Below are 22,910 nucleotides of genomic sequence, written 5' to 3'. Positions count from 1 at the left end.
CGCCGCAGCAACGGTTCCGATCTGCAGCCGCTGAGCCCGACGACGCGGCGCGGATGCGCGGTCGCGCATCGCAGACCATTCCAGCGTAACCGCCACCCGAACTGACCGTTTGCCGATTCGCCGGTTACCCGGCGGGCTCGGCCGGAATCCTCTCGTGCGCAGTCAGCAGCAAATGATCGAACTGACTCTGCAGAGCGGCCGCCGGTACCGGCAGGGCGGCCATTTCGACGAGCAACTGCTTGGCCAGCGCCCGCAGTTTCACATTGGTCTCTTGCGAGCGCCACTGCAGCACCCGAAACGCCTGCTCGGCGCTGACGCGGTAGACGTACATCAGCACGCCCTTGGCCTGTTCGATGGCCGCGCGGCTCTCGAACAGGTCGGGCAGCGCCGCGTCGAGTACCTCTTGGCGGGTCTCGTCGAAGGTATCGGTGAGGTCGATGTAGTAACCCTCGGTGCCCAGCACGGCGCCCGAGTCGTCCAGCATGCGGTCGGCGACGACGATCGCGTCGTGCACGGCACCCGCGGTGTCGATGAACCGGTGCCGGCTCGAGAACGACTCTTCGGACTGCAGGGCGTGGTCGAGCACCTCCTGCACATGGGCGCGGTCGTCGGGATGTTTGTGGGAGATCAGCAGTTCGGTCGTCGGCATGACCTCCCCCGGTTCGTAGCCGTGCATCCTGGCCACCTCGTCGGACCATTCCCAACGTTGCCCGACGAACCAGAACCGGAACGCGCCGATGTTCAGATATCCGGGGGCCGGCTCGATCGGCTCGGAAAATCGCACGCCATTCCGATCGGATGGCGATTCCCCTGTTCGCCCGCGCTGTTGCACGTTTGCATTTTCCACTAAGACAACGCCCTCGGCTACTGCCCCAGGGGAAAAGCCCGTCACCCTGCCATGCGGTCGAGCGTGGGGGTAACGTCACGTGCGGACCCATCCATACGACGCGGGAGCGCACGCCGAGTGCGCTGAGAGGACGGCTCGGGGCCGTCGACCGTACGAACCTGACCGGGTAATGCCGGCGTAGGGAGATGAAAAATGACTGATGTCCTTTCCGGAACTGTGCCGGGCGCCGCTTCGCACAGCGTTGGGCCGGCCGTCACCACCGGCCCGATCGCGGGCAGCAGCAAGGCCTACCGCGAGATCGAGGGCCCGGACGGGTTGACCCTGCGGGTGCCGCTGCGGCGCGTGCACCTGTCCACCGGCGACGACTTCGACCTGTACGACACCTCGGGGCCCTACACCGATCCGGGCGCGACGATCGATCTGAGCGCCGGACTGCCGGCGCGGCCCGGCGTGGTCCGCGATCGCGGCACCCAGCTGCAGCGCGCCCGCGCCGGCGAGATCACCGCCGAGATGGCCTACATCGCCGCCCGCGAGGGCATGCCCGCCGAGCTGGTGCGCGACGAGGTCGCGCGGGGCCGCGCGGTGATCCCGGCGAACCACAACCACCCCGAGATCGAGCCGATGATCATCGGCAAGGCATTTGCGACCAAGGTGAACGCAAACATCGGCAACTCGGCGGTGACGTCTTCGATCGCCGAGGAGGTCGACAAGATGGTGTGGGCCACCCGGTGGGGCGCCGACACCATCATGGACCTGTCCACCGGCAAGAACATCCACGAAACCCGCGAGTGGATCCTGCGCAACTCGCCGGTTCCGGTCGGGACCGTACCGATCTATCAGGCGCTGGAAAAGACCAAGGGCGACCCGACAGAGCTGACCTGGGAGCTCTACCGCGACACCGTGATCGAGCAGTGCGAGCAGGGTGTGGACTACATGACGGTGCACGCCGGCGTGCTGCTGCGCTACGTGCCGCTGACCGCCAAGCGGGTCACCGGCATCGTGTCCCGCGGCGGCTCGATCATGGCGGCCTGGTGCCTGGCGCATCACCGGGAGTCGTTCCTGTACACCAACTTTGACGAGCTTTGCGAGATCTTCGCCCGCTACGACGTCACCTTCTCCCTCGGCGACGGACTGCGGCCGGGCTCGATCGCCGACGCCAACGACGCCGCGCAGTTCGCCGAGCTGCGCACCCTGGGCGAGCTGACCAAGATCGCGAAATCCCATGGCGTGCAGGTGATGATCGAGGGCCCGGGGCACGTCCCGATGCACAAGATCGTCGAGAACGTGCGGCTGGAAGAGGAGTGGTGCGAGGAGGCCCCGTTCTACACGTTGGGCCCGCTGGCCACCGACATCGCGCCGGCCTACGACCACATCACCTCGGCGATCGGTGCGGCCATCATCGCCCAGGCCGGCACCGCGATGCTCTGCTACGTGACGCCCAAGGAACACCTGGGGCTGCCGGATCGTAAGGACGTCAAGGACGGGGTGATCGCCTACAAGATCGCCGCGCACGCGGGCGATCTGGCCAAGGGACACCCGCACGCTCAGGAGCGCGACGACGCCCTGTCGACGGCGCGGTTCGAATTCCGGTGGAACGACCAGTTCGCGCTGTCGCTCGACCCGGACACCGCGCGGGAGTATCACGACGAGACGCTGCCGGCCGAACCCGCCAAGACTGCGCACTTCTGCTCGATGTGCGGACCGAAGTTCTGCTCGATGCGCATCACCCAGGATGTCCGCGACTACGCCGCCAAACACGGCCTGGACAGCGAGGAAGCGATCGAGGCGGCCATGTCCGAGGGCATGGCGGAGAAGTCGCGCGAGTTCGCGGAGCAGGGCAACCGGGTGTATCTGCCGATCACGCAGTGAATTACCTGCCGCTGCCTGCCCCGGGCACGACGCCGCGGCGGGTGCTGTCCATCGCCGGATCGGATTCCGGCGGCGGCGCGGGCATCGAAGCCGACATGCGCACGATGGCGCTGCTGGGGGTGCACGCGTGCGTCGCGGTCACCGCGGTGACCGTGCAGAACACGTTGGGCGTGCAGAGTTTTCACGAGGTGCCCGGTGATGTCGTCGCCGGCCAGATCGAAGCCGTGGCCGGCGACATCGGCATCCAGTCCGCCAAGACCGGGATGCTGGCGTCGCCGCGCATCATCGACACCGTGGCCACCACCTGGCGCCAGCTCGGGTTGACGGTTCCGCTCGTCGTCGACCCGGTGGCGGCATCCATGCACGGCGACGCGCTGATGGCGCCCGCCGCCCTGGATTCGCTTCGCGACCAACTGTTTCCGTTGGCGACGCTGGTTACACCGAACCTGGACGAGGTGCGGCTGCTGGTCGACATCGACGTGGTGGACCCGGCGTCGCAGCGGGCAGCGGCCAAGGCGCTGCATGCGCTCGGCCCGCAGTGGGTCCTGGTCAAGGGTGGTCACCTGCGGACATCGGATCGCAGCTGCGACCTGCTCTATGACGGCGCCGATTTCCACGAGTTCGACGCGGAGCGGGTCGCCACCGGCAACGACCACGGCGGTGGTGACACGCTCGCCAGCGCGGTGGCGTGCGCGCTGGCGCACGACTTCACCGTGCCGGAGGCGGTCGAATTCGGCAAGCGATGGGTAACCGAATGTCTGCGTGCCGCCTACCCGCTGGGCCGTGGCCACGGCCCCGTCTCCCCACTGTTTCGGCTGTCATGATCGCATGAACCTCGATCAGATCGCGGGCATCGCGCACGAACCGGACGGTGCACCCGAAGGCGTGGTGGTGCTGACCCACGGCGCCGGTGGCAACCGGGATGCTGTTCTGTTGCAACAGGTTTGCGACGAATGGGCGCAGCGCGGCTGGCTCGCGGTGCGCTACAACCTGCCATACCGCCGCCGCCGGCCCAACGGTCCGCCCTCCGGTTCGGCCGCCGCCGACCGGGCCGGCATCGTCGAGGCCATCACGCTGTGCCGCAGCCTTGCCGACGGCCCGCTGATCGCCGGTGGACATTCCTATGGGGGGCGGCAGACGTCCATGGTGGTTGCGGCCGGGGAGGCCGCGGTGGACGTGCTGACGCTGTTCTCCTATCCGGTGCATCCGCCGGGCAAACCCGAACGCACCCGCACCGAACACCTGCCCGACATCACGGTGCCGACCGTGTTCACGCACGGCACGTCGGATCCGTTCGGCACGCCCGACGAACTGCGCGCCGCCGCCGCATTGATCACCGGAACGACCGCCGTCGTCGAGATCGCCAGTGCCCGTCACGATCTGCGGTCCAAGACGTTGAACGTGCCTGCGTTGGCCGTCGATGCGGCTCTACAGCTGCTCGGACGAAATTAGTCAGTTACAACTGGACAGCTTTAACTGACTAATTTAGGATGGTGGCGTGGATGGCATCAGCGACTCCGCGGTGGCGGCGGCCCGCGATATCCGGGTGATCTTCAGCCGGCTACGGCGCCGACTGAAGGACATCGCGGTCGACGGTTTGACGCCGTCGCAGACTGCGGTGCTCACCCGGTTGTGGAAAGACGGGCCGTCGTCGGCCAGTGCATTGGCCGGAGCGGAACAGGTCCGCCCCCAGTCGATGGCCACCATCCTGGCCGCTCTGGGCCAACGCGGGCTCATCGAGCGCGCACCGGACCCGAATGACGGTCGGCGCCAAGTGGTCTCGCTGACCCCGGCGGGCAAACGACGTGCCGAAAGCGACCGGCGCGCCCGCGAGGAGTGGCTGGCCCGCACCATCCAGGAGCGCTACACCGAGCCCGAGCGGCGGGTCATCGTCGACGCGCTATCGCTGCTCGAGCGCTTGACCGAACAATGAAAGGACAGGTGCCACAATGGAAGTAGGACTGCACTTCATCGACTTTCTACCAGGAGACCCGGCCAGGCTGGGTCCCACGCTGGCCGACGCGGCCAAGGCCGCCGAGCAAGGCGGCGCCACACTGTTCACCCTGGCCGACCACCTCTTCCAGATGGAAGAGCTTGCGCCCGCGCAGAATCCGTTCCTCGAAGGCTACACATCGCTGGGCTTCTTGGCCGCCCAGACGACCACGATCGACCTGGCCCTGCTGGTAACCGGCGTCACCTATCGCTATCCCGGTTTGTTGGCCAAGGCGGTCACCACCCTGGACGTGCTGTCGCAGGGCCGATCGATGTTGGGCTTGGGTGCGGCCTGGTACGAACGCGAACACACCGCGCTGGGCATTCCGTATCCGCCACTGAGCACCCGCTTCGAAATGCTGGAAGAGACGCTGCAGATCTGCCGGCAGATGTGGAGTGCGGACGACGGACCCTACACCGGCACGCACTACCAGCTGAACGAGACGATCTGTGCGCCGCAACCGATTCGGCGACCCCCGATCCTGATCGGCGGGGACGGTGAGAAGAAGACGCTGCGCCTGGTCGCGCAGTACGCCGACATCTGGAACAGCATGTCGAACGGCGTCGGGGAGCTCGAGCACAAGATCGAGGTGCTGAACCGGCACTGCGACGCGGTGGGCAGGGACCCGGGTGAGGTCCGCAAGACGTCGGGCGGCCTGGCCGGCGCCGACCCCTTCGCCGATACCGACGGATTCCTGAAGACGGTCGAACGCTACGCCGCGCTGGGTGTCGACATGATCAATATCGGTCCGATGCCCGGCAATCCCGACCCCGTCGGCTTCGTCCGGCGCCTGGGCGACGAGGTGATTCCCCGGCTCGCCGAAATAGGTTGATTTCGTTGGGGATTCGTTACCACGGATAACGGGAGTAACAGGCGTCCGCGTTGCCGGTCACGCCACCGCGGAACGCCGCGATCCGGGTGAAACCGGCCGGCACGCTGGTGCCGTCCGCGTCACTGGCCACCAGATGGTTGGTGAGCAGGCCGGCCACCGCCTCGTCGAGATCACCAGCAGTCAGCAACAATTGGTTGTGCGAGGGCAGGTCGATCGGCTCGGCCATCTTGCGATGCGCCACGCCGGTCAGGCATGCGGTCCGCAGCGCGGTCCATGGGCTCTGCATAGGCAGGCCGCGGTCGTGCTGCACCGCCAGCGCATATCTCGACATGACGACGGACAGCGCGGTGTCGTCGCCTTGTGGCAGGGTCTGCTGCTTTTCGTCGGCGACCGCGCCCATGGCTGCGAGCCCGGGCAGGTCGATCACGATGGTGTTGGTGGCCGGGCAGTAGGACGCCGGTGGGGTGGCCTTTGCGTCCGGGCAATCGGCCGCCTGGTAGGACAGGGCCGGCGGGTTGGCCGGGGCGAAGATCTTTCCCAGCAACTCCATCAGATTCGACATGGTGTCCTGGTTGATCGGCACCTCACCGGTCTCTGGCGCCCCGGAGTTGTCCACCCGCAAGGCGTTTGGCAGATCGCCGCGCCGCTGCTCGATTTCGTGGCGGTTGATCGCCGCACAGGCCGAGGCGCCGTTGAGGAAGCCCATCTGGAAGGCGCTGATGCGATCCATGGCCGACCCGTGCGCGTCGTCGTTTTCGGTCTCGCTGTCCATCACCGGATCACGGGTGGTGATGATTCCCGCCAGCACGTGGTCGAGCCCGTCGGCGGTGCTCAACGTGAAACGCGGCGACTTGCCGTCGGCGACCCAGTACAGATAGACGCCCGCGAAGCAGTCGGCCTGCTGCTCGCGAACGATGGTGGCGTCCCGTCTGGTCACCAGCTTCGCCATCTGCTGCAGCGCATGGCCGAATTCATGCGCCAGCACACCGGTGACGGACATGTCACCGAAGTACTTCTGCGCCATCGGCATGAATACGCCGCGGTCCCAGGCGATCAGGTTGCACTTGCCGGTGTAGAAGGCGTTCACGAGCTTGTAGGTCTCGTTGTGGCACACGATCGGGCTGCGCGGGTCGCTGGAGTTGTAGGACACCATCTTGCCGAGCGGAACGAACTTGCCCTGCAGCGACTGGTCGTATACCGACTGCCAGTAGTCCTCGATGTCGTTGATCGACAACAGCGCCAGGTTGTCGATCGGCCCGTTGTCGGTGTTGAGCACCTTGCCGGTGGCACTCGGTGCGTTCGAACGGATTCCGCTGGGCCCGTTGGTCGCGGGCAGTCCCCCGACCAGAAAGGGGTCGTTGAGCATCGACAGTGCGCGCCCGTCGACGAACGTCGTGCAACCGGCCACCACAAGTACCGTCGCTACCCAGACGATCGCTGACCTGAGCGCAGCGCTATTCAATGACCAACCTCATCCCGACCGGCTACAGGGCAGCATCAAGGGAACTCAGTCTAGAGCCATTGACCCTACCCGGCAGCAGGAATCGAGGGACCCAGCAAACGCAGGTCACGAGGTACTAGAAAGGCGGTGGCTCGCCGTCACCTTCGGGCGGCCGGTCGGCGTGTCGTACTTGGGCGGCCAACCGTGTGTCGCGGTTGTGTCGGCGTTCGGTGGCGACGCGGGCGGCGCGGTTGTGGGCGCGGGTGCTGCGGCGTTTGGGCATCATGGCGGTGCGCTCGGCGCAGGGTTCGGGTCGGGCTGGGGCGGGCGCGGGCGCATCAGCCGTGGGGGCGCAGAGACTGGGGAACAGCAGGGCGCTGCCCGGGGTGGTGACGTATGTACGCCCGGTTGGTGAGGTCAGGATCAGCGTCGCGTCGGGCAACTGCTGTTCCTTCCAGCTCCAAAAGGTTTTCACCAAATGGTGTGTGCGGCAATAACGTTTGAGGTTCGACGCGTGGGTGGGCCCACCTCGCTGTACGGAATCGTATGGTCGAGATCGCAGTCGGTGGCCGGGCGGTCGCAGCCGGGCCAGCGGCAGGTCAGATCCCGGCAGCGCACGAAATCAGCCAGCGCCTTCGACGGCACGTAACCGGGCTCGGGAGCGGCGTCAAGAGGGTGCACCAGCGGCGCAAGTTTGGCGGAGGCAGCCAACTCTCGTATCAGTTCCGGCGGGATCAACCCGTCAGCGCCCACCTCGACGCCCGGCACCTGGCCGCCATGCAACGTGGCCGTCTCTGCGATCACATGGATTATCACCGGTCCGTTCGCGGGCCGTTCCCCGGCCGCGCAGTCGCAGCGCCCGCACCGGCATGCCAACCGGTCCGCACCGGCCGCCAACGCCCCCAACGCATCGGCCCGGCGCTGCTCGCGGCTGCGCGGGTCGTGCTCGCAGACCGTGCCCGCCAACGCATCCAACCGCCGATCCAGCGCGTGCGCGTCCGGGCTCAACAGGCTGCCTTCGATATGCGACAAGCCATCTCCACACTCGGCGATCCACACCTCGCGACCGGCCATGCGCTCCTTGCGCCGGCGCACCGCATCGGCGTCGGCGCGGGCCACGATCTTGTCCACCTGCGCGGCAAGCCGCCCCTGCGTCATCGACGGCCAGCGCGCCACCTTGATGGCCAGCTCGGCGTCGACCGCCGCCAGCACGTCATGGTCCGTAATCAGATCGGTGCGATAGACGATCGTGGAAACAGCCGGAAGTCGATGTAGCCGGCCCGAAAGACCTCACCGACCTTGGGCAGCCGTTCGCGCACCGCGCGGGCATACCGTATTCGACTGGCGGCCAGCCCCTGACTGATCCGCAGCTCCGCGGCGACCTCCGCGCTCACCGCCGCCTCGGTGTCGACCGCCCACTCCTCGCGCTCCGAACAGCGCGACAACCGATACGCAAACAACTCCCCTATCGCCGCCAACTGCTCAGCCGCCGCACGATTCTCCACTCGCGAGAACAGAGCAATCCGCTCCAACAGAGCGCCGGATTTTGGCGTCGCCGACGGATAATGCCGCTCGAACAACTCCTCAAGACGAGCGATCGCCTGGACCCTTCGCGCTGCATCGAACATATGTTCGATCATGCCACCGGGGTCCGACACGTTACGGAACCCGAGTGCGATGCCTCTTGTTGTGTGGCGGCACACCGTTGACCCCATCGATGGATTCCGCGTAGCTGCCGACGGCGAATCCGACGCCAGATCCCATGACTGCCAACGCTTCCCGGTTGATGTTGTCGATGGTGTCGCGTGGGCTCTGGAAGTTCGGGTCGAACGGCACGCCGGCCTGACCGCCCCACAGCCGGGCCTGCACAGGGGTTTTCGGCTGCGAGGATCCGGTGGTCATGCCGCCGACGGGCACGCCCGCAATCATGAAGGGGTGGTAGTCGGCCCTGGTGTCCAACGGCATGTCCGCGGGTCGCTTGCCGGCGAGATTCAGATAACCGGACAGCGTGCGTTCGATGCCGGCCGAGCCTTCGGGCACATCCGCGGGCGAGACACCGGGCCCGGGCGGGCCGGACTGATCGCCGTCGTCGGTGAAGAAGCCGGCGTTGGGCGAACCCAGCATGGTGAAGTTCAAGTACAGCGCGATGTCGTTGAGTTGGTCGCGATCCATGCCGAACACGTAGTCCAGGACGCCGTTGCGGCCGTCCTCTTCGGCGCCCCAGAAGACGAACCGCACCGCGTTGCTCACCGGAGCGAGCGGGCCCAGTTGCAGCGCCGCCTCCAGGACGGCGGCCACCCCTGAGCCGTCGTCGTTGATCCCGGGTCCGGCGCGCGAGCCGTCCAGGTGCGCGCCCACCACGACGACGTCGTGGGCCGACCCGGTCTTGGTCTGCGCCACGACGTTTCGCGAGGTGATCTTGACATTCTGCGCATCCAGTACCAGACGTATCGGCGCGGCGGAGCCCGTCAGCGCGGCGGCGCCGGAGGAACCCAGCACGGCGACCGGCACGGTCAGCTGCTTGAAGTAGCCGGTGGTGAACAGCGTGGGTGGGGCGCCCCGCCCGGTGGGCGAACTGAGCACGATCACCGCGCTCGCGCCCTTGGCCACCGCGCTGTTCTGTTTGTCGACCACCGAACACTGGGCGTCGTCGACGACGGCGATCGCGCCCTTGGGCACGACGGCCGGGTAGTCGTTCGGGGCGCAACCCGACGGCCGCGTCGGCCGGATCGGCTGGCCGGTCAGTCCGCCGGGCGGTGTCTGAACCAGTAGCGAGGCCTGGTCGACGGGATAGCTGCGGCCCGCGATGGTCACCGCGGGCTTACCCAAGGACACGGTATAGAGCCGGTCGAACTGCGGTGTCTGTACGTCGAAACCCTTGTCGCGCAGGGCTTTAGCAACGTAATCCACGCTGGCGTTGAAACCCGGCGTCCCGTCCGCACGGTTGCCGCCATTGGCGTTGGCGATGTTCTGCAGAGCACGCAGGTGCGTCAGCATGCCCTCGACGTTCACTTTGTTGGCCAAGCTGTGGCCAAGGTCCGGCGTCGCCGCCGGCACCCCCGGCCGCGTCGCCGAACAACCGGCCACCACGGCGATCAACAGCAGCGTCGCGCCCAGCCGGGAGATCATGACTTGTTGAGCACGTGCCGGGTGCGGTCGGCCATGGCGGGGACGCCGTTATGGCCGCCGATGTCTTGTGCGTAGACACCGATCGCATAAGCCACGCCGCCACCGTTGATTCCCAGCGCGGTGCGGTCGACGTGGTCGAGCGTGTCGGTTTTCTGGTGATAGTTGGGGTCGAACGGTTGGTCGGCGGTCCCGCCCCACAACTTGGCCTGGTCGGCGGACATCTTGCCTTCGGCGCCCGAGAACAGGCCGCCGGCGGGGATCCCCGCCAGGGTGAATCCGTCGTAGTCGGACCGCCCGTCGAACGAGGTGTCCTGCGCGGTCTTTCCGGCCGACTTCAGGTAGGCGACCAGTGTCCGCTCGATGCCGGCCGAACCCTCGGGTACCACCGGCTGGCCGCGAGCGTCCGCGGGCAGCGACTGGTCGCCGTCGTAGGTGAAGTACCCGGGGTTCGGTGATGCGAGCATGTCGAAGTTCAGGTACAGCGCAATGTTTTTCAGCGCCGTCAGGTCCAGCGACTCGACGTAGTTGCGCGATCCGATCAGCCCGAGTTCCTCGGCGCCCCAGAAGCCGAACCGCAGGGCGTTGTGCACCGAAGGCGAACTCCCCAGCCGCACGGCGGTTTCCAGAACCGCAGCCACACCCGAGCCGTTATCGTTGATGCCCGGCCCGGCGGGCACGCTGTCCAGGTGCGCCCCCGCCATCACCACGTCGGTCGCCGAGCCGGTCTTGGTCTGCGCAATCACGTTGCGGGCCCGGAAACTTTGGGCGCTGGCGTTGAGCTTGATCGTGGTGGGCCCCGGCTGTCCGCGCAGCTGCACGCCCACCGACTTGGTCACGCTCAGCACCGGAATCTTCACATCGGTGGCCGGCCCGAGCGTGCCGCCCATCTCTTGTTCGTCGACGTTGTCGGCGATGATCATCGCCGTGGCACCGCGCTGTGCCGCGGCGTCTTCCTTCTGAGCGAACGGGCAGGTGCCGCGGTCGACCAGCACCACCGCGCCCTGCAGCGGCAGGTTCGCATAGTCGGAGGCCGCGCAGCCCAGGTTGTTCGACGGTGCGGCGACCAGCGGCCCGCTCACCCCGTCCGGCCCGGTGCCCAGGCTGAAGTCCAGTGCGTGCGCCTCCACCGTCGTCCCGCCGACGGTGAGCACCGGCTTCTCGGCGTGGAACACCCGCGCCGAGAATTCGGGAGTTTGCACGTCAAACCCACTGCCGCGCAAGACGTTTACCACGTAGTCGACGCTGGCCTCGTATCCGGGTGTGCCCACCGCCCGGGTGCCGTTGTTGGCATTGGCGATGTCCTGCAGCTTCGACAGGTGCGCCATCATCGCGTCGGTCGTGACCTTGTCGCGCAACGCCGAGGCAAATTCGCCCGCGGCGGGTGTTTGCTGCGTGCCAGACGACCGATGGAAGCACCCGGTTGAGGATGCGGTCAGGGCAAGCACGGCGACCAACGCCGGAATCGTCGTGGATTTGTTCACCATCGCGCCCCAGGTTAGACCGCGGCCTGAGCGGCCCGGTTCAGGACACGGCGGTATCAGACATACAGCGCGGTGAAGGGCGCGACGGGGATGTTGCGCATCACGAACCAGGCCAGCACCAACGTCAGTGTCACGACGGCAGTCCAGCGCCGGTGCTGCCAGCCGCGGATCCGCCGGCCCACCAGGCGCCCGTAGGTCCAGGAGAAGTACGTCCACACCAACAGCACGACAGCCGCCAGGCCCAGAGCGTTGAACCTGGCGGCCGCCAACATATTGCCGTGCATGAGCGAATACACCATGCGTAAGCTGCCGCATCCGGGACAGTCGATCCCCAACAACGCCTTGGTGGGGCATACCGGAAGCGGGCCGTGCGGGGTGGTCGGGTCACCCGCCCAGATGGCGGCGCACATCAACGTCGTGGATGCGGCCACCACAAGTGGTGCACCCAGATTCGCGTGCGCCGCCCCCCAGCGGGTCACCATGATCGGGTTTTAGAACATCGCGGCGAGCGCCGCGTTGGTGTTCGTGTTCAGGGCACCCACCGCCATCAGGATGCCGTAGATAACGCCGACGACGACGCCGATGGCCACCGACCAGATCACCCACTTCTTGGCGCTTTCGGCGGACGCCTGCGCCTCGGCGTAGCGGCCCTGCGCCCACAACCCATTGACCTGGCTCGACTTGACGATCGCCACGATCCCGAAGGGCAGACAGCAGAAGAGAGTCGCCAGGATCGACCACACCAGATAGTTATTCGGCGCTTGGCCGGCCGGCTGCTGCGGCGGATAACCGGGCGGAGGCGGCGGCGGATAATCGGACGGCGGCGGAGGGGGTTGCGTCATGGACTCTCCAGTCAAGAGAAGTTAGCTGGCGTAAAGCGGTGCTAACCATACCCGAGCGGACTCAGATCGGCACTAGCAATGAAGAAATCGTGGTTTGGCCGCCCCGGTAGGAACGGGCCTGTGTCCCCACCTCGTTCGCCGAAAGTCGGAATTATGGCGGCGCCTCAACATAGTTCGTGATCCTGCGCGACGACCGGCTTGCCACTACCATTTTCCTGGGTCTCTGCAAGCCGAGCCGAGGAAGGATGCCCACACAGACAATTTCCTGCGGAATGTATTGCTTTACCACGACTTAGCCCTACTATCCGTGTTTAGAAGCGGCCGTTAAGGAGCCATTCATGTCTGATTTCAGCAACGTGCTGAGGGCGGCGACGGCAACGGCGCTCACCGGCGGTTTGGCCTTAGCGGGCGGTGGCCCGGCGAGCGCGGATCCGGGCACCACCGGGAACGCTTCGGATATCAACACACTTGCGGCCTCGCTGTCGAAGGGCTACGGCCTGAACAACTGCACCGCCCAGAACATCGACCGCAGCACCCAACTCGCGGTGCTCACCTGCGGGCAGAGCCCCGACCCGCGCGGCCCGGTCCAGGCCAAGTACGTCCTGTTCACCAATGCCGACAATCTGGCCACCTCGTTCAAGGCCACCATCAAAGAGGACGTCCTGACCCCGTGCGGGGACGCCGGCCAGTCTCCGTCCAACTGGCACAAGGACGGTTCGCCCGCCAGCGCCGGGCAGGCGGCCTGCGGCACTTACCAGAACGGCGCGGAGATCATCTGGACCACGGATGCCAACAACACGCTGAGTTACCTGCGCGCCTCCAACACCGACGTTGCGGCGCTCTACCAGTGGTGGCGCGCCAACGGGTGAGGCTCCCGCTGTGCGGCAACCGATTCCGTGAACCGATAACCGAGACACGTTCGCCCCTCTCTATTTCCATCAACACACAAGGAGTCAAAATGTCACATCTCAACACCGCGCTGCGCGTCATGAGTGCCGCGGCTTTCACCGGCGGTTTGGCTTTCGCGACCAGCGCCATCGCATCCGCCGAACCGAACACCGGTAACGCGTCGGACATGAACACGCTGGCCGCCTCGCTGTCCAAGGGCTATGGCCTGAACAACTGCAAGCCGCAGGAGCTGACCGAAACCGGTGAACTGGCCGAACTCCTTTGCGGGCAAAGCCCCGACTCCAACGGGCCGGGATCCGGCGTCTACGCGCTCTTCTCCAACAGCACCAATCTGGGCTCCGCGTTCAGTTCCACCATCAAAGACGTGTCCCTGGCCGCGTGTGGGGACGCCGGGGCGTCGCCGGGAACCTGGAAGCAGAACGGCCAGACGGGCGGCCAGATCGCGTGTGGCACCTATAAGAACTACGCGACGTTGACGTGGACCACCGACGCCAAGAACGTGTTGGGTCACCTGACCGCATCCAATTCCGACGTCAGCGCGCTCTACCAGTGGTGGCGCACCAACGGCTGACGTCTACAGCTGAGCCGCGATCAGATCCGCTACCGCACGCATCCCGGCCGCGTTCGGGTGTAACGGGGCGGGACGTCCCGGCAGCGGGACACCGAAGCGGGCCGGCAGCGTCGTCCAGGGCTCAGCCGACCATGCGTGATGTTCGCGACCCGCCGCGCCGGCACGGATGATTTCGCAACCGGTCACCGCGGCGGCGTCGGCCGTCATCGCCTCCAGCGTGGCGGCCACGTGCCGGCCCAGGTCGGCATCGGCGGGCGACAGCGGCGCCGCCGGCACGCCCGGCGGTGGCAGCATAGTCAAGTAGTCGACGAAGAAGATCCGTGCCCGGGTGGATCGCTGGCGCATCGCACGGCCGACCGCGCACAGCGATTCAAACACCGCGTCCAGGGCGCGATCTCGCGCGTCGCGGTCCAGCAGTTCGGCGATGCGATTCCCCAGCAGCGGCACATGACGCAGCGGGCGCGGCAGTGACGCGGCCACCAACAGCGGAACGTAGCCGACGTCGTTGCCGCCGATGGTCACCGTGACCAGGCTCTCGGTGCCGTCCAGCGCGGCGATCTGCGGCGGTGCGCTGCGCTGGCGCTCGGCGAGCACGTTCGCGGTCGTCGCCCCGGAGAAGGTGACGTCGACCAAGTCATGCTGGTATCGCCGCGCGATCAGGTGCGCGTAATTGCGTGCTGATCGGCCCGACCACCGCGGAGCCCCCGCCGCGCGGGGCCGGATGCCCGGACCTGCGGCCATCGAACTGCCCAGCGCGACATAACGACTCATCGTTGTGGGCTCGACGCCTGCGCCCAGAACCGCTTCGGGATCCGTCCGGCGCGCCGGGCCAGATACCCGGCGGTGACGGCGGCGGCCATCGCGGCGGCCATCCCGGCCGGATCGGCGGCCCTGGTCACTGCGGTGGCCAACAGCACGGCGTCGCAACCCAATTCCATCGCCAGCGCGGCATCGCTGGCGGTTCCGATGCCGGCGTCGAGCACCACCGGGACGCCGGCCCTGGCGACGATCATCTCGATGTTGTGTGAATTGGTGATGCCGAGGCCGGTGCCGATCGGCGACCCCAGCGGCATGACCGCCGCGCATCCCGCGTCCTCGAGCCGGCGCGCCAGCACCGGATCATCGTTGGTGTAAGGCAGCACGACGAACCCGTCATCGACCAATTGTTCTGCGGCTCGCAACAATTCGACGGCGTCGGGCAGCAGCGTGCGTTCGTCGGCGATCACCTCGAGCTTGATCCAGTTGGTGTCCAGCGCCTCTCGCGCCAACTGGGCGGTAAGCACCGCCTCGGCCGCGCCGCGGCATCCCGCGGTGTTGGGCAACGGCGTGATGCCCAGCCGGTTGAGCAGATCGAGCAGCCCGGTGCCGCCCTCGGCGTCGACCCGGCGGATGGCGACGGTGGTCAGTTCGGTGCCCGAGGCCACCAGCGCCTCCTCGAGCACCGCGAGGTTGCTCGCTCCCCCGGTCCCCATGATGAGCCGCGACGCGAAGCTACGGTCGCCAATGGTCAGTTTTGAGTCAGCCACCTTGAACCGCCGTCACTATCTCGAGCCTGGCACCGTCGAAAAGTTCTGTGGCCCAGCGGGATCGCGGTATCACCGCGTCGTCCATGGCGACCGCGACGCCGCGGTCCGGAAAACCCAGGGAATCCAGGAGCGTGGCGACCGTGGTGTGCGCGTCGACGTCGACCTTTTGTTCGTTGACCACGACGACCATTAGCGCCGCTCCTCCTCATCGCTTCGCGCAAGCATCGTCGCAGCGCGGATCATTGGTGTGCTCCCACCGGGGCCAGTTCGGAAACGATCTGCTCTGCCGTCCAGGGCGCCAACAGGAATCCCGACCGGCCGTGGCCGGCGGCGACCAGCGTCCGCGCGTCCAGGCGATGCACCAGCGGCAGATTATCGGGTGTCATCGGGCGCAGCCCGGCGGCGCACTCGGCCAGCTCGTATTCACCCAGCGCCGGCAGCACCGCGCACGCGTCGTCGAGCAGGTCACGCACCCCCGACACGACCGGAGCGGTGTCGCGCCCGTGTTCGTATTGGGTGGCCCCGACCACCACCCCGTCGGCGCGTGGCACCAGGTACACCTGACGTCCGTGCACTCGGGCGCGAACAACCCGCTGCGGCAACGGCATACAGCCCTTGCGCCAGCGCAGGCGCAACACTTCGCCCTTGACCGGCCGCACCGGCAGGCCGGGCCACAGCGCCGGCGCGTCGATGCCGTTGGCGATCACCACGGCGTCGCCCTCGACGCCCGACAGGTCGCGCACCGGCGGCGCCCACGCCACCCCGAGGCGCTCGCACTCCGCGCGGAGCGCCTCCACCACCGCGCGGTTGTCCACCGCCAGTTCGGTGGGCGCCCGGAAGCCGTGCCGGATGCCCTGCGCCAGCAGCGGTTCGACGTCGCGGGCGGCCGACTCCCAGATCACCGGATGCCCCTGGGCGGACAACCACTCCGCGACGGTGCGCAGGTCCGCGACGTCGGCGCGGTCGAAGGCCACCACCAGCGACTCGCGCGCGGTGACCACCTCGGCCGGCAGCCCGTCCAGGAAGCCACCCTCGCGCCACAACCGCAGCGACTCCAGGCCCAGACGCAGCAACCGCTCTTCGCCGGGCCAGCCTTCGCTGTGCGGCGCCAGCATGCCGCCGGCGACCCAGGATGCGCCCGGGTGGTCGCTGCGGTGCACCCGAACCGACCACCCGGCCTGCGCGGCGCGGCGCGCCACCGCGAGCCCGATGACGCCGCCGCCGATGACGGCCAGCGACCCCAGCGGGGGTCCCGAGGGCATCCCGGTCATTGTCGAGCCTCCCTTCGCCGGCATGACCCGGATCAGGTGTGACGGTAAGGGCAGGTCCGGATGGATCCGGCTGTGCCCACTCTCAGCCCCGCAGTCACTCGACTACCCGGGACTCCCGTGTCTGGTGGTTCTCTTCGGCTCCACGCTAGCGCGCTAGCGTCTCGGTGTGCAGCGTCCCTTTGATAGACGACTTTCCGTTCTGGCCGCCGCGCGGTTGTATCTGTGCACCGACGCGCGCCGTGAGCGCGGCGATTTGGCCGAGTTCGCCGACGCCGCCCTGGCCGGCGGGGTGGACATCATCCAGCTGCGCGACAAGGGGTCGGCCGGTGAGCAACGGTTCGGCCCGCTCGAGGCGCGCGAGGAGCTGGCGGCGTGCCGGGTCCTGGCCGACGCGGCCCGCCGGCACGGCGCCTTGTTCGCGGTCAACGACCGCGCCGACATCGCCCGCGCGGCCGGCGCCGACGTGCTACACCTCGGGCAGGGCGACCTACCGCCGGCCGTCGCCCGCGACATCGCCGGCCCGGACGTGCTGCTCGGGCTGTCCAGTCACGACCGCGAGCAGGCCGCCGCGGCGGCGCGCGGCGAAGCGGACTACTTCTGCGTCGGACCGTGCTGGCCCACGCCCACCAAGCCGGGCCGCCAGGCGCCGGGCCTGGGACTGGTGCGGGCCGCCGCCGAGTTCGGAACCGACAAGCCGTGGTTCGCGATCGGCGGCATCGACGAGCAGCGGCTGCCCGACGTGCTCGACGCCGGCGCCCGCCGCATCGTGGTGGTGCGGGCGATCACCGCGGCCGCCGACCCGCGGGCCGCGGCGCAGCGGCTCAGTTCGGCGCTGGCAGCAGCGAGCTGATCCGGCGGGTCAGCTGCGAGGGCTCTCGGCCCGCGTCACCGGGCGTGCACCACACGAAGACGCCGGCCTCGATCTCGATCGTGCGCGGCAGGTATCGCCGTCGCTCGTCGCCGTGGTCCAGCGGCAACACCGCCGGCGCGGTGCGCAGCTGCTGCCAACTGGCCGCGAAACCCGGATGCAGCGGCAGGTCGGCCACCTCCGATTCGGCGACCCAGCGCATCTCGGCGCTTTCCCGGTTGGGCACGGTGTGCAACAACTCATCGGCGTCGGCGACGACGGTGGTGTAGCTCCAGTGCGTGCCGGCGATGCCGGCGACCTCGGCCGTGACCACGGTCGCGCGCACGGCGAGCAGCTCACCGACCAGCCCGGCCTCCTCGTTCGCTTCGCGGACCGCGGTCTCCTCCGGCGTTTCGTGGCTGTCCCGCGCGCCGCCGGGCAGCCCCCACGTCCCGCCCTGATGGCTCCACACCGCGCGATGCTGCAACAGCACCGCGGGGGTGCCGTCGGGTTGCGGGGCCCGCAGTAGCAAACCCGCCGCTCCGAACCGGCCCCAGTAATGGGCGCCGCTGTCGGAGATCACCCAACCGTCACCGTCGCCCTGCACGGATTCAGGATATGCAGACTTGGTTTGGGCGTCGTCAATTGCGTCCGCCTCCACCCATCCACCCGAACATGCTCTTAGACTTCGCTTATAGAGGTCCCTGCAGCGAAACGAAATGGCCGAGAGATGAGGGCTGATAACACGTGACGGTTGAGCTGGCGCACCCGTCGACCGAGCCGCAGGGATCGCGGTCACCGGCCGAACCGGCTCATCCACGCTGGTGGTTCATCTCGACGACGCCGGGCCGCATCTTGACCATCGGGATCGTGCTGGCCGCGCTCGGCGGGATCAGCGCCTTCGCCACCTCGACCACCATCAACCACCGGCAACAGGTGCTCACCACGGTGCTCAACCACACCGAGCCGCTGTCGTTCGCCGCCGGGCGGCTCTACACCACCCTGTCGGTGGCCGACGCCGCGGCGGCCACCGCGTTCATCGCCGAGGCCGAGCCGCAGCCCGTGCGCCAGCGCTACGAGCAGGCCATCACCGACGCGTCCGTCGCGGTGACCCGGGCCTCGAGCGGCCTCACCGACGAGCCGCTGGTGCAGCTGCTCGGCCGGATCAACGCCGAGCTGGGCGTCTACACCGGACTGATCGAGATCGCCCGAACGAACAACCGGGAGGGCAATCCCGTCGGGTCGTCGTACCTGTCGGAAGCATCGGGGCTGATGCAAACGACGATCCTGCCGGACGCGGCGAAGCTGTATCAGGCGACGTCGGAGCGGGTGGACGCCGAAACCACCGCGTCGACGCAGATCCCGGCGCCGGTCATCACGGTGGTCGGCGCCACCGTGGTCTTCGGCGCGTTCTCGCACCGCTGGCTGGCGCGCCGCACGCGGCGCCGAATCAACCCCGGCCTGGTGGTGGGCGCGCTCGCTATTCTCGTCATGGTGGTTTGGGTTGGAACTGCGTTGACCATTTCTACGACGGCCAGTCGTAGCGCGAAGGACACTGCCGCGGAATCCCTCAAGACCGTCACCAACGTCGCGATCACCGCCCAGCAGGCGCGCGCCGACGAGACGCTGTCGCTGATCCGTCGCGGCGACGAGGAGAAGCGCAAGCAGTCGTTCTATCAGCGCCTCGATTCGATGCACCGCCAGCTCGACCAGTACATGTCCCGCAGCGACGCCGTGGACAAGCCGGACCTGGAAGGGGCCGACCAGCTGCTGCTGCGCTGGCGGCAGGCCAACGACCGGATCACCTCCTACATCTCGGTGGGCAACTACCGGGCCGCCACCCAGGTGGCGCTGGGCAGCAGCGAAGAGGACTCCACCCCGGCGTTCGACAAGCTGGACGAGGAGCTGGTCAAGGCCATGGACCAGGGCCGCATCACCCTGCGCAACGACGTCATCAACGCTCGCAGCGGGCTGTCCGGCGCCCAGGTCGGCGGCGTGGTGCTCAGCCTCGGCGCCGCCATCGCGGTGGCGCTGGGCCTGTGGCCGAGGCTGAAAGAGTATCGATAATGATCCGCCTGCCCCTGCTTCGCCGGGCGTGCACCGTGGCTGCCGCCGCGGTGGTGCTGGCGGGTTGCGGACACACGGAATCGCTACGGGTGGCCAGCGTGCCGACGTTGCCGCCGCCGACACCGGTCGGCATGGAGCAGTTGCCGCCGCAGCCGCCGCTGCCGCCCGACGGCCCGAACCAGAACTGCGACCTGACGGCCAGCCTGCGGCCGTTCGCCAGCAAGGCGGAGGCGGACGCCGCGGTCGCCGACATCCGCGCCCGGGGACGGCTGATCGTCGGGCTCGACATCGGCAGCAACCTGTTCAGCTTCCGCGACCCGATCACCGGTGAGATCAGCGGTTTCGACGTCGACATCGCGGGCGAGATCGCGCGGGACATCTTCGGGGCCCCGTCGCACGTCGAGTACCGGATCCTCGCGTCCGACGAACGGGTCACCGCGCTGCAGCGCTCCGAGGTCGACGTCGTGGTCAAGACCATGACCATCACCTGCGACCGGCGCAAGCAGGTGAACTTCTCGACCGTCTACCTCGACGCCAACCAGCGCATCCTCGCCCCGCGCGACTCGCCGATCGTCAAGGTCGCCGACCTGTCCGGCAAGCGGGTCTGCGTGGCCAAGGGCACCACGTCGCTGCACCGCATTCAGCAGATCGACCCGCCACCGGTGGTGGTCTCGGTGGTCAACTGGGCCGACTGCCTGGTGGCGATGCAGCAGCGCGAAGTCGACGCGGTCAGCACGGACGATTCGATCCTGGCAGGCCTGGTCGAAGAGGACCCCTACCTGCACATCGTCGGGCCGAACATGGCCACCCAGCCGTACGGCATCGGGGTCAATCTGAACAACACCGGACTGGTGCGGTTCGTCAACGGAACCCTGGAACGGATCCGCCGCGACGGAACGTGGAACACGTTGTACCGCAAGTGGTTAACGGTGCTGGGACCCGCGCCGGCCCCGCCCATACCGAGGTATCTGGACTGATGGCCGAGCCGGACAAGCAATCCGAGCAGCCGGACTCCGGCCCGGAAGACGTTGCGGAGGTGGGCCCGGGCACCCAGCCGCCCGACGTCCAGACCGGCGCCGCGGCGACGGGAAGGCTGCAGGCCACCCAAGCACTGTTCCGTCCCGACTTCGACGACGACGATGACGACGACTTTCCGCACATCTCGCTGGGCACCCTGGACACCGATCCGCAGGACCGCATGACGGTGGCGACGCGATCGCTGCCGGCGGTCCGACAGCTCGGCGGTGGCTTGGTCGAGATCCCGCGCGGACGGGACATCGATCCGCGCGAGGCCCTGATGACCAGTCCGGTGGTGCCGGAGTCCAAGCGCTTCTGCTGGAACTGCGGAAAGCCTGTCGGCCGGTCCAGCAAGAAGGTCAAGGGCACGTCGGAGGGCTGGTGCCCGTCCTGCGGCAGCCCGTATTCGTTTCTGCCGCAGCTTAATCCGGGCGATATCGTCGCCAACCAGTACGAGGTCAAGGGTTGCATCGCGCACGGCGGGCTGGGCTGGGTGTATCTGGCGGTCGACCACAACGTCAACGACCGGCCGGTGGTGCTGAAGGGCTTGGTGCACTCCGGCGACGCGGAGGCGCAGGCGATCGCGATGGCCGAGCGACAGTTTTTGGCCGAGGTGGTCCACCCGCAGATCGTGCAGATCTTCAACTTCGTCGAGCACACCGACCAGCACGGGAATCCGGTCGGCCTCATCGTCATGGAGTACGTCGGCGGTCAGCCGCTGCGGCACGGGAGGGGCGAGAAGCTCCCCGTCGCCGAGGCCATCGCCTACCTGCTGGAAATCCTGCCCGCGCTGAGCTATCTGCACTCCATCGGCCTGGTCTACAACGACCTGAAGCCGGAGAACATCATGCTCACCGAGGAACAGCTCAAGTTGATCGACCTGGGCGCGGTGTCGCGGATCAATTCGTTCGGATACCTGTATGGCACACCGGGTTTCCAGGCACCCGAGATCGTGCGGACCGGCCCCACGGTCGCCACCGACATTTACACGGTGGGCCGCACGCTGGCCGCGCTCACGCTGAACCTGCAAACCCGCAACGGCCGCTACGTCGACGGCCTGCCCGAAGACGACCCGGTGTTGACCACCTACGACTCCTTCCGCCGGTTGTTGCGCCGCGCCACCGACCCCGACCCGCGGCGCCGGTTCAGCAGCACCGAGGAGATGTCCGCCCAGATGATGGGTGTGCTGCGCGAGGTGGTCGCCTACGACACCGGGGTGCCGCGGCCCGGCCTGTCGACCATCTTCAGCCCCAGCCGCTCGACGTTCGGGGTGGACCTGCTGGTCGCCCACACCGACGTGTACCTGGACGGTCAGGTCCACTCGGAGAAGCTGACCGCCCGCGAAATCGTTACCGCACTGCAGGTTCCGCTGGTCGATCCGGCCGACGTCGCCGCTCCCGTCCTGCAGGCGACCGTGTTGTCCCAGCCGGTGCAAACGCTGGACTCGTTGCGCGCGGCCCGGCACGGGACGCTGGACGCCGAGGGTGTCGAGGTGTCCGAGTCGGTGGAACTGCCGCTGATGGAGGTCCGCGCGCTACTGGATCTCGGCGACGTCGCCAAGGCCACCCGCAAGCTCGACGACCTGGCCGAGCGGGTGGGCTGGCAATGGCGATTGGTGTGGTACAAGGCCGTCGCCGAACTGCTCACCGGCGACTACGATTCGGCCACAACACATTTCACCGAAGTGCTGGACACGTTCCCGGGCGAACTGGCGCCCAAGCTGGCGTTGGCCGCCACCGCCGAGCTGGCCGGGGACGTCGACGTGCAGAAGTACTACCAAACGGTATGGAAGACCAACGACGGAGTGATCTCGGCGGCTTTCGGGTTGGCCAGATGGCTTTCCACCGCGGGTGATCGGGCCGCCGCGGTGCGCACGCTGGACGAGGTGCCGGCTACTTCTCGCCACTTCACTACCGCGCGCCTGACCAGCGCGGTGACGCTGTTGTCCGGCCGGACCAAGACCGAAATCACCGAAGAGGACATCCGCGACGCGGCCCGGCGGGTGGAGGCGCTGCCACCCACCGAACCCCGGGTGTTGCAGATCCGCGCGCTGGTGCTGGGCTGTGCGATGGACTGGCTGGAAGACAACAAGGCCAGCACCAACCACATCCTGGGGTTCCCGTTCACCGAGCACGGTTTGCGCCTCGGCGTCGAGGCAGCGCTGCGCAACCTGGCCCGCGTCGCCCCGACCCAGCGGCACCGCTACGCACTGGTCGACATGGCGAACCGGGTGCGCCCCACCAGCACGTTCTAGACGCAACAGCCTCG

General features: G+C 67.8%; 22 protein-coding genes, 1 pseudogene and 1 riboswitch. Of the genes and pseudogenes, 11 read left to right on the top strand and 12 right to left on the bottom strand.

The features are described 5' to 3' along the window. Positions 1 to 124: 124 nt before the first annotated feature. Complete coding sequence (locus ACZYVJ_RS17600) at positions 125 to 784, bottom strand: PAS and ANTAR domain-containing protein (protein WP_463832197.1); 660 nt, start codon at positions 782 to 784, stop codon at positions 125 to 127. A gap of 153 nt (positions 785 to 937) precedes the next feature. After that, a riboswitch (TPP riboswitch) is annotated at positions 938 to 1,048 on the top strand. Here ACZYVJ_RS17600 and thiC point away from each other — a divergent pair. From thiC to ACZYVJ_RS17575, 5 genes are all read left to right on the top strand, one after another. Continuing rightward, positions 1,040 to 2,716, top strand: a complete 1,677-nt coding sequence (gene thiC / locus ACZYVJ_RS17595) for a phosphomethylpyrimidine synthase ThiC (RefSeq protein ID WP_463832196.1) — start codon at positions 1,040 to 1,042, stop codon at positions 2,714 to 2,716. Its footprint overlaps the riboswitch before it by 9 nt. Continuing rightward, a complete protein-coding gene (gene thiD / locus ACZYVJ_RS17590; protein WP_463832195.1) occupies positions 2,713 to 3,540 on the top strand; it encodes a bifunctional hydroxymethylpyrimidine kinase/phosphomethylpyrimidine kinase in 828 nt (275 codons plus the stop codon). The genes thiC and thiD overlap by 4 nt, the downstream gene beginning before the upstream one ends. Before the next feature lie 4 nt (positions 3,541 to 3,544). Beyond that, a complete protein-coding gene (locus tag ACZYVJ_RS17585) occupies positions 3,545 to 4,168 on the top strand; it encodes an alpha/beta hydrolase family protein (RefSeq protein WP_463832194.1) in 624 nt (207 codons plus the stop codon). 46 nt (positions 4,169 to 4,214) lie between these two features. Beyond that, positions 4,215 to 4,649 (top strand): MarR family winged helix-turn-helix transcriptional regulator, encoded by a 435-nt coding sequence (locus ACZYVJ_RS17580; RefSeq protein WP_463832193.1) that lies wholly within the window; start codon positions 4,215 to 4,217, stop codon positions 4,647 to 4,649. A 16-nt stretch (positions 4,650 to 4,665) separates the two neighbouring features. Beyond that, positions 4,666 to 5,541, top strand: a complete 876-nt coding sequence (locus ACZYVJ_RS17575) for an LLM class F420-dependent oxidoreductase (RefSeq protein ID WP_463832192.1) — start codon at positions 4,666 to 4,668, stop codon at positions 5,539 to 5,541. A gap of 16 nt (positions 5,542 to 5,557) precedes the next feature. Here the strand turns inward: ACZYVJ_RS17575 and ACZYVJ_RS17570 are convergent, their stop codons facing one another. From ACZYVJ_RS17570 to ACZYVJ_RS17545, 6 genes and pseudogenes are all read right to left on the bottom strand, one after another. Beyond that, entirely contained in the window at positions 5,558 to 7,003 is a 1,446-nt protein-coding gene (locus ACZYVJ_RS17570) for a neutral zinc metallopeptidase (protein WP_463832191.1), read from the bottom strand. Between the two features lie 115 nt (positions 7,004 to 7,118). Next, positions 7,119 to 8,610: pseudogene (locus ACZYVJ_RS17565) on the bottom strand (HNH endonuclease signature motif containing protein). Between the two features lie 31 nt (positions 8,611 to 8,641). Next, positions 8,642 to 10,111 carry a M28 family peptidase gene (locus tag ACZYVJ_RS17560; RefSeq protein ID WP_463832190.1) on the bottom strand — a complete coding sequence of 490 codons (1,470 nt, stop codon included), beginning with the start codon at positions 10,109 to 10,111 and terminating at the stop codon, positions 8,642 to 8,644. After that, positions 10,108 to 11,595 (bottom strand): M28 family metallopeptidase, encoded by a 1,488-nt coding sequence (locus tag ACZYVJ_RS17555; RefSeq protein ID WP_463832189.1) that lies wholly within the window; start codon positions 11,593 to 11,595, stop codon positions 10,108 to 10,110. The genes ACZYVJ_RS17560 and ACZYVJ_RS17555 overlap by 4 nt, the downstream gene beginning before the upstream one ends. Before the next feature lie 53 nt (positions 11,596 to 11,648). Beyond that, positions 11,649 to 12,074 (bottom strand): DUF2752 domain-containing protein, encoded by a 426-nt coding sequence (locus ACZYVJ_RS17550; RefSeq protein ID WP_463832188.1) that lies wholly within the window; start codon positions 12,072 to 12,074, stop codon positions 11,649 to 11,651. Between the two features lie 9 nt (positions 12,075 to 12,083). Next, positions 12,084 to 12,434 carry a CD225/dispanin family protein gene (locus ACZYVJ_RS17545; protein ID WP_463832187.1) on the bottom strand — a complete coding sequence of 117 codons (351 nt, stop codon included), beginning with the start codon at positions 12,432 to 12,434 and terminating at the stop codon, positions 12,084 to 12,086. 338 nt (positions 12,435 to 12,772) lie between these two features. Between ACZYVJ_RS17545 and ACZYVJ_RS17540 the strand changes: the two genes are divergently transcribed. Both ACZYVJ_RS17540 and ACZYVJ_RS17535 read left to right on the top strand, forming a co-directional pair. Continuing rightward, positions 12,773 to 13,303 (top strand): serine/threonine protein kinase, encoded by a 531-nt coding sequence (locus ACZYVJ_RS17540; RefSeq protein ID WP_463832186.1) that lies wholly within the window; start codon positions 12,773 to 12,775, stop codon positions 13,301 to 13,303. An 89-nt stretch (positions 13,304 to 13,392) separates the two neighbouring features. Then, on the top strand, positions 13,393 to 13,914 hold the full coding sequence (locus ACZYVJ_RS17535; protein ID WP_463832185.1) for a serine/threonine protein kinase: 522 nt from the start codon (positions 13,393 to 13,395) through the stop codon (positions 13,912 to 13,914). Positions 13,915 to 13,917: 3 nt separating this feature from the next. On the opposite strand, the gene ACZYVJ_RS17530 is transcribed toward ACZYVJ_RS17535, so the two are convergent. From ACZYVJ_RS17530 to thiO, 4 genes are read right to left on the bottom strand one after another with little or no spacing between them, the layout of a single operon-like run. Beyond that, a complete protein-coding gene (locus tag ACZYVJ_RS17530) occupies positions 13,918 to 14,685 on the bottom strand; it encodes an SGNH/GDSL hydrolase family protein (protein ID WP_463832184.1) in 768 nt (255 codons plus the stop codon). Beyond that, on the bottom strand, positions 14,682 to 15,440 hold the full coding sequence (gene thiG / locus ACZYVJ_RS17525; protein WP_463832183.1) for a thiazole synthase: 759 nt from the start codon (positions 15,438 to 15,440) through the stop codon (positions 14,682 to 14,684). The genes ACZYVJ_RS17530 and thiG overlap by 4 nt, the downstream gene beginning before the upstream one ends. Continuing rightward, entirely contained in the window at positions 15,433 to 15,630 is a 198-nt protein-coding gene (gene thiS / locus ACZYVJ_RS17520) for a sulfur carrier protein ThiS (RefSeq protein WP_463832182.1), read from the bottom strand. Before thiS ends, thiG begins: the two co-directional genes overlap by 8 nt. A gap of 49 nt (positions 15,631 to 15,679) precedes the next feature. Beyond that, positions 15,680 to 16,702, bottom strand: coding sequence for a glycine oxidase ThiO (gene thiO / locus ACZYVJ_RS17515; RefSeq protein WP_463832181.1), 1,023 nt, complete (start codon positions 16,700 to 16,702; stop codon positions 15,680 to 15,682). Between the two features lie 175 nt (positions 16,703 to 16,877). Between thiO and thiE the strand changes: the two genes are divergently transcribed. Further along, a complete protein-coding gene (gene thiE, locus ACZYVJ_RS17510) occupies positions 16,878 to 17,561 on the top strand; it encodes a thiamine phosphate synthase (protein WP_463832180.1) in 684 nt (227 codons plus the stop codon). On the opposite strand, the gene ACZYVJ_RS17505 is transcribed toward thiE, so the two are convergent. Then, positions 17,533 to 18,165, bottom strand: a complete 633-nt coding sequence (locus ACZYVJ_RS17505) for an NUDIX hydrolase (RefSeq protein WP_463832179.1) — start codon at positions 18,163 to 18,165, stop codon at positions 17,533 to 17,535. The genes thiE and ACZYVJ_RS17505 overlap by 29 nt on opposite strands. Positions 18,166 to 18,305: 140 nt before the next feature. Here ACZYVJ_RS17505 and glnX point away from each other — a divergent pair, with 140 nt between their 5' ends. The 3 genes from glnX to ACZYVJ_RS17490 are packed head-to-tail and all read left to right on the top strand — an operon-like array spanning position 18,306 to position 22,896. Further along, positions 18,306 to 19,625 carry a protein kinase G-activating protein GlnX gene (gene glnX / locus ACZYVJ_RS17500; protein ID WP_463832178.1) on the top strand — a complete coding sequence of 440 codons (1,320 nt, stop codon included), beginning with the start codon at positions 18,306 to 18,308 and terminating at the stop codon, positions 19,623 to 19,625. Continuing rightward, the gene (locus ACZYVJ_RS17495; RefSeq protein ID WP_463832177.1) at positions 19,625 to 20,602 is read left to right on the top strand and encodes a glutamate ABC transporter substrate-binding protein; all 978 of its coding nucleotides are present in this window, start codon (positions 19,625 to 19,627) and stop codon (positions 20,600 to 20,602) included. The genes glnX and ACZYVJ_RS17495 overlap by 1 nt, the downstream gene beginning before the upstream one ends. Beyond that, positions 20,602 to 22,896 (top strand): serine/threonine-protein kinase PknG, encoded by a 2,295-nt coding sequence (locus tag ACZYVJ_RS17490; protein ID WP_463832176.1) that lies wholly within the window; start codon positions 20,602 to 20,604, stop codon positions 22,894 to 22,896. Before ACZYVJ_RS17495 ends, ACZYVJ_RS17490 begins: the two co-directional genes overlap by 1 nt. Positions 22,897 to 22,910: the final 14 nt, after the last annotated feature.

It is taken from the genome of Mycobacterium sp. IDUB_3, from assembly GCF_055419585.1.
This window is presented reverse-complemented; position numbering and strand designations above follow the sequence as displayed.

Excerpts from the sequence above, each read along its gene's own strand:
- thiC (WP_463832196.1), top strand. The coding sequence starts at position 1,040 with ATGACTGATGTCCTTTCCGGAACTGTGCCGGGCGCCGCTTCGCACAGC.
- ACZYVJ_RS17585 (WP_463832194.1), top strand. The coding sequence starts at position 3,545 with ATGAACCTCGATCAGATCGCGGGCATCGCGCACGAACCGGACGGTGCA.
- ACZYVJ_RS17575 (WP_463832192.1), top strand. The coding sequence starts at position 4,666 with ATGGAAGTAGGACTGCACTTCATCGACTTTCTACCAGGAGACCCGGCC.
- ACZYVJ_RS17560 (WP_463832190.1), bottom strand. The coding sequence starts at position 10,111 with ATGATCTCCCGGCTGGGCGCGACGCTGCTGTTGATCGCCGTGGTGGCC.
- ACZYVJ_RS17555 (WP_463832189.1), bottom strand. The coding sequence starts at position 11,595 with ATGGTGAACAAATCCACGACGATTCCGGCGTTGGTCGCCGTGCTTGCC.
- ACZYVJ_RS17550 (WP_463832188.1), bottom strand. The coding sequence starts at position 12,074 with ATGGTGACCCGCTGGGGGGCGGCGCACGCGAATCTGGGTGCACCACTT.
- ACZYVJ_RS17545 (WP_463832187.1), bottom strand. The coding sequence starts at position 12,434 with ATGACGCAACCCCCTCCGCCGCCGTCCGATTATCCGCCGCCGCCTCCG.
- ACZYVJ_RS17540 (WP_463832186.1), top strand. The coding sequence starts at position 12,773 with ATGTCTGATTTCAGCAACGTGCTGAGGGCGGCGACGGCAACGGCGCTC.
- ACZYVJ_RS17535 (WP_463832185.1), top strand. The coding sequence starts at position 13,393 with ATGTCACATCTCAACACCGCGCTGCGCGTCATGAGTGCCGCGGCTTTC.
- ACZYVJ_RS17530 (WP_463832184.1), bottom strand. The coding sequence starts at position 14,685 with ATGAGTCGTTATGTCGCGCTGGGCAGTTCGATGGCCGCAGGTCCGGGC.
- thiS (WP_463832182.1), bottom strand. The coding sequence starts at position 15,630 with ATGGTCGTCGTGGTCAACGAACAAAAGGTCGACGTCGACGCGCACACC.
- thiO (WP_463832181.1), bottom strand. The coding sequence starts at position 16,702 with ATGCCCTCGGGACCCCCGCTGGGGTCGCTGGCCGTCATCGGCGGCGGC.
- ACZYVJ_RS17495 (WP_463832177.1), top strand. The coding sequence starts at position 19,625 with ATGATCCGCCTGCCCCTGCTTCGCCGGGCGTGCACCGTGGCTGCCGCC.
- ACZYVJ_RS17490 (WP_463832176.1), top strand. The coding sequence starts at position 20,602 with ATGGCCGAGCCGGACAAGCAATCCGAGCAGCCGGACTCCGGCCCGGAA.